The sequence below is a fragment of the Kaistella sp. CFF1-2 genome (assembly GCF_059509915.1).
Window position 1 is genome coordinate 1 of the sequence record NZ_JCAKLF010000012.1, and the last position, 5,533, is coordinate 5,533.

At 28.4% G+C, this 5,533-nt stretch carries 9 protein-coding genes and 1 pseudogene; all 10 read left to right on the forward strand.

Annotation, left to right across the window (positions count from 1 at the left end; genetic code table 11):
• Positions 1–172: pseudogene (locus AC5XHR_RS13510) on the forward strand (IS30 family transposase); the annotation flags it as partial.
• Entirely contained in the window at positions 169–312 is a 144-nt protein-coding gene (locus AC5XHR_RS13515; RefSeq protein WP_495951313.1) for a hypothetical protein, read from the forward strand. The pseudogene AC5XHR_RS13510 and the gene AC5XHR_RS13515, both read left to right, overlap by 4 nt.
• A gap of 42 nt (positions 313–354) precedes the next feature.
• Complete coding sequence (locus AC5XHR_RS13520; protein WP_495951314.1) at positions 355–948, forward strand: Crp/Fnr family transcriptional regulator; 594 nt, start codon at positions 355–357, stop codon at positions 946–948.
• Positions 949–995: 47 nt separating this feature from the next.
• Positions 996–2,369, forward strand: a complete 1,374-nt coding sequence (locus AC5XHR_RS13525; protein WP_495951315.1) for a DUF2141 domain-containing protein — start codon at positions 996–998, stop codon at positions 2,367–2,369.
• Positions 2,370–2,651: 282 nt separating this feature from the next.
• Positions 2,652–2,906, forward strand: coding sequence for a type II toxin-antitoxin system Phd/YefM family antitoxin (locus AC5XHR_RS13530; RefSeq protein WP_495951316.1), 255 nt, complete (start codon positions 2,652–2,654; stop codon positions 2,904–2,906).
• A gap of 2 nt (positions 2,907–2,908) precedes the next feature.
• A complete protein-coding gene (locus tag AC5XHR_RS13535) occupies positions 2,909–3,166 on the forward strand; it encodes a Txe/YoeB family addiction module toxin (protein ID WP_079665345.1) in 258 nt (85 codons plus the stop codon).
• Positions 3,167–3,428: 262 nt separating this feature from the next.
• Positions 3,429–3,956, forward strand: coding sequence for a hypothetical protein (locus tag AC5XHR_RS13540; RefSeq protein ID WP_495951317.1), 528 nt, complete (start codon positions 3,429–3,431; stop codon positions 3,954–3,956).
• Between the two features lie 293 nt (positions 3,957–4,249).
• On the forward strand, positions 4,250–4,543 hold the full coding sequence (locus AC5XHR_RS13545) for a type II toxin-antitoxin system HigB family toxin (RefSeq protein WP_495951318.1): 294 nt from the start codon (positions 4,250–4,252) through the stop codon (positions 4,541–4,543).
• 4 nt (positions 4,544–4,547) lie between these two features.
• On the forward strand, positions 4,548–4,904 hold the full coding sequence (locus tag AC5XHR_RS13550) for a helix-turn-helix domain-containing protein (RefSeq protein WP_495951319.1): 357 nt from the start codon (positions 4,548–4,550) through the stop codon (positions 4,902–4,904).
• Positions 4,905–5,138: 234 nt separating this feature from the next.
• Positions 5,139–5,533: hypothetical protein (locus AC5XHR_RS13555; RefSeq protein ID WP_495951320.1), on the forward strand; the 395-nt coding region annotated here is incomplete at its 3' end.

Here is a 5,533-nt window from a genome sequence, read left to right on the forward strand (position 1 = left end):
CTCGAATGGTTTGGTAAGAGATTATTTCCCGAAAGGAACTGACTTTAATACCATCACTAAAAAGCGTATAAAAGAAGTTCAAGAACAGCTTAATGAAAGACCGCGAAAGGTTTTGGATTATCAAACCCCGAAAGATGTATTTAATAGTCTAATTTTAAATCAATTACAATGAAAAACACTGTTGTTGTCGGTGGAAATAAAATGTGGGTAACTTTTTGCCCTCAAAAGGCTAAAAAAGTTATCCAAATTTTATTAAAATCATCCAAAAAAATAATACTTTTACAAAAACAAAAAGTTGCACTAGCAATTTGAGACCACCCATCAAAGAACTTACAAATAAATCAAGAACCAAATTTGAAAAGCGAGATACAACATTATTTAAACTCTTATAGAAAGATAGTCCCAGAATTATCTGATGAAGAGCTTGAATTCGTAAATTCAAATATCAAAATACTAGAACTCAAGAAAAAAGAAATCTACATTGATGAAGGTGAAGTTCAAAAATCTATCGGTTTTATTTTTTCGGGATTAATGCGTTCTTACTTTGTAGACTCTAATGGCAAGGAAATTACCAACGCATTTTTTGCAGAAAATCAATTTGCTACGGATTATTTGGCTTTCATCAAACAGCATAAAACAAAATATAATTTTGAATGTTTAGAGGACGGTGTAGTGATTTCCATTCCTTATAAAACTGTAAAAACAGCCTATGAAACTTATAGCAATTTCGCAAGTTTTGGAAGAAAAATTGCGGAATGGGCTTTAGAAACAAGGACAAATAAATATGAAAGTTTCCTATTTGAAAATGCAGAAGAAAGATATTTAAGATTTTTAAATGAAAACAAAACTATTGCAAATCGTGTAACGTTAACTCAATTAGCTTCATATTTGGGAATTGAACGTCAATCCCTAAGTAGATTACGATCAAAAATTTTGTCACAAAAGTGACATATATTTTAAACAGAGAGTAATTACTTTTACAAAAAACTTAATGTATGAGAAAAAACTTACTCTTATTACTCACTACTCTATTTACAACATATTCGTTTGCGTGTTCAGCATTTTTCTTTAATTCCAAACCTAAATTATTTGCAAAAAATTTTGATTGGAATTCTGGAGATGGTTATCTATTAAAAAATAATAAAGGACAGAAAAAATATGCCTATGGTTTTAGAGGAGAAAATGTTGCAGATTGGATATCTAAATATGGCTCAGTTACATTTAATCAAAATGGCAAAGAATTTCCCTACGGTGGAATAAATGAAAAAGGTTTAGTAATTGAGCAACTTTGGCTAGAATCAACTGAATATCAAGACAATAAAAATAAAACAATTTCTGAACTAGAGTGGATTCAATATCAACTAGATAATTATGCTTCTGTTGATGAAGTTGTTGAAAATGTAAATAATTTAGCAATAAAACCCATCGCAAAAATTCATTATTTCCTTGCTGATAAAACTGGAACTTCGGCAGTCATTGATTTCGTAAATGGTAAAGCAATCGTAAACAGAAATATAGAAAAACATCAAGTTATTACAAATGAAATATTCAAGGATTCTAAAGACTATTTTTCAAACGTTAAGAATATAGATGTAAATTCAAGAAACGCATTTGACAGATACAGTATTTTAAAAAGTAATCTAAATGTGGATGAATTAAGAGTCAATGATGCGTTTTCAAAATTAGATTTAGTACGTGAAAATAGACCAAACTACAAAACATTTTGGAGCATCGTTTATGATATTGATAACTTGGAAATTCATTTCAAATCATTTGAAAACGAAAATGTCAAGAAAATATCCTTATCTGAACTTAATTTTGACCAAAATTCGGCAATCACATTCTCACCAATAAATACAGACGTTATTAAATTCAGACCCTATTCATCATATTACAACTTAATGCTTTTATCTAAAACTATTAAAATGATGAATTTTGAAATCCAACTTGAAAAAGCGAATAACCATCAAATGAATCCAAACCAAATTGTGGTTGATGAAATTTACAAAAACAAATACACAGATCTTATTGTAGAGTTTTTAACCAAGAAAATAACAGGAAATATTTGGTTTACCTTGATAAAAGGAGAAGAGAATTTTAGCAACTATAAAGGTTTTCTAAGTGGTATTCTTCCCATTAAAGACACAAAAACTCGAAAAGTATTCTATGGAATTCCAAAAGGAGAACTTGCTATTGCTTGTTTTCAAGACACAAACTATGATAGTAAAATGGATAAAAATAAATTAGGTATTCCAAAAAACACAGGTTTCTCGAACAACAAAAAAAGGATTTTTGGAATTCCTCCAAAGTATGAAACCGCAAAAATAATTATTGACGAATCTAAAGAAGTACAAGTAATTATCAAATAAAGAAACCTCGCATAACAGTGTATTGGCAAAATGCGGGGTTAAATACAAAATACAACTACTCTATTCCTTTATCCGCCAATATTTCTCAATTCCACATTTTTGTTTAACTTAGTTCCATTGAAAAAATATTGGCTTCAACTGGTTTGAATTGAACTTTCAGTTAAATCCAGCCCGCACTTCGCCAATACTTTTTCCGTTAACTGCAATAAGATTCCAAAATTCCGCATAGTTTGTAATTTAGAAAATTTGTACATATATTTGTACAAATAAAAATACAAAATTATGCTAATTGCAAGTGTTTCTGATTTTAGAAAAGACATAAAATCATATTTAGATAGAGTTGCAAAAAATTTTGAAACTCTAATTATCAATCGTGGAAAAGATTCGGGAATTGTTGTAATGTCATTAGAGGAGTATAATTCTTTGATGGCAACTAATTATGAATTATCATCGAGAAAAAACGAAATGCGTTTGGATTCAGCAATTGAAAAATTGAAAAGCGCAAAATCATTTTCAAAGGATTTAATTGAAGAGTAATTATGAAATATACTTTTGTAGACGAATCTTGGGAAGATTATTTGTATTGGCAGAAAACTGATAAAAAGAAATTGAAACGAATCAATGATCTTCTAAAAGATATTTCAAGAAATCCATTTGAAGGAATTGGAAAACCAGAGCCTTTAAAACATAAATATTCTGGATTTTGGTCTCGCCGAATCGATGATGAACACAGATTAATTTATAAATATCAAGAAAATGAAATCTTAATTGCAAAATGTAGGTTTCATTACGATTAGAAAAAAATCTTACTGCAGTTAACATTGTATTGGCAAAATGCGGGGTTAAATATAAAGTAGAAAAAGTAGAAATATTTATCCGCCGCTGCTTTTACTTTCCACATTTTTTTGTAATTTAGTTCCAAGAAAAAGCATCGGCTCCATTTGGTCTGAACTTGAACATTTGTTCAACTTAAGCCCGCACTTCGCCAATACTTTTTCCGTTATCTGCAATATTATGAGAACCGCTCTAACAACCATATTTACAATAATTAGCATATTAATGTTTAGTCAAAATAAAGTGAATGTTGAATTAAATAAACTATTTCAGAATTTAGATGTAAATCAGAATATAAATTTAATGATTAAAAATTCTGACTTAAAATTTGAGTTTGGTGTTAATAATGGAGTTAATTGGACAGGAGGAAATACGAAAATATATTCTGCAAAAATCAAAGAAAACAAATTAATAAAATCTGCAATTGTAAATGGACAAATTTTAATTAGTCAAAATGAACATCAAGAAAAAAATAATGCTTTTGAAATAAATGAAAGATTTGTTTTCAATAATGAAGATGACTTGATTTTTGAATTTAATAGATTATTTTCACTTTTTGAAAATCACGCATTCAAAATTAAAGAATCTGAAACACAACAAACAGAAACATATAATACCATTTCTCAATCCAAGAAATTATTATTCAATGATAATGGACAAATATCGGAACTGACTTTTGCATATTTGCTACCAAATAAACAAAAAAAAGATTATTCTTTAGTAATTGTATTCAAAAACAAAATAGAGATATAAAAAAATACTGCGGATAACATTGTATTGGCAAAATGCGGGGTTAAATGTATAATAGAAAGATTTGTAATATTTATCCGCCGCTGCTTTTCATATTGTTTTTTTTCTTAATTTAGACAATCTGAAAAAGCATCGGCTCCGTTTGGTCTGAACTTGAACATTTGTTCATATTAAGCCCGCACTTCGCCAATACTTTTTCGTTAGCAGAAATCCTTCCCAAACAGACTTCAGAACAATTTTAAATAATAAATTCCCAATTTGGGAAAAATTATTATATTTGTACAAAAGAATAATAATTGAGAGTTATTGCAAAGAAAATATTACGCGAGTTTTGGGAAAAACATTCCGATTGTGAGCAACAATTGAAATCGTGGTATCAAGAAGCTGACAATGGAATTTGGAAAAATCTAAATGAATTGAAAGCCGAATATCCAAGCGCAAGTATTTTAGAAGATAATAGAGTTTGTTTTAACATAAAGGGGAATAATTATAGATTAATTGTAAAAATTAATTTCAATTATCAGATGATGTGGATTCGATTTATTGGAACTCACGCCGAATATGATAAAATTGACGCAAATAAAATTTAGAAAAATGAAATTGAAACCAATAAAAACAGAACAAGATTATTTTCAAGCTTTAGAAAGACTTGAAGTAATTTTTGATGCAAATCCTGGAACAAAAGAAGGAGACGAATTAGAAATTTTGGGAATTCTGATTGATAAATATGAATCAGAACACTTCCCTATTGAACTTCCAGATCCAATTGAAGCGATAAAATTCAGAATGGAACAATTGAACTATTCACAAAATGATTTAGCGGAAGTAATTGGACTGAAAAGTAGAGCTAGTGAAATTTTGAGTAAAAAAAGAAAATTATCACTTGAAATGATTCGAAAATTAACAGAAAAATTACATATTCCATCAGAGGTTTTAATCCAAGCATATTGATAAATTAGGACTTCTGCTAACATTGTATTGGCAAAATGCGGGGTTAAATGTATAATAGAAAGATTTGAAAAATTTAGCCGCCGCTGCTTTTCATATAATCTTTTTTCATAACTTAGCTTATCTGAAAAAGCATCGGCTCCGTTTGGTCTGAACTTGAACATTTGTTCAAATTAAGCCCGCACTTCGCCAATACTTTTTCCGTTAGCTGTAATCGTACATAACTTCAATATATTAATGAAAAAATATTTACAAGAACTAATCAATTTTTATCGAAACCCTAATGATGTAAGATCAGAAAATATTTCATTCAAAAATAATTTAAACTACATTTTAAATACAATTCTTTTGGATATAATTGTTTCATTACCCATAATGTTTACACTTATTTACTTAATTGACAATAATTCATTGCCAAAAGATATTGAGAGAATACAATATAGTGCAAATACAGTATGGATTACAACACTATCAGTAGTTATACTTGTTCCTTTAATTGAAGAACTAATATTCAGACTACCATTAAGATATAATAAGTTATATTCGTATTTATTTTCTAAAAAAACTTGGAGTTATATATTTAGAATATTAGTATATACCTTTCCATTTATTTTTGGATTTGTACATCTTAC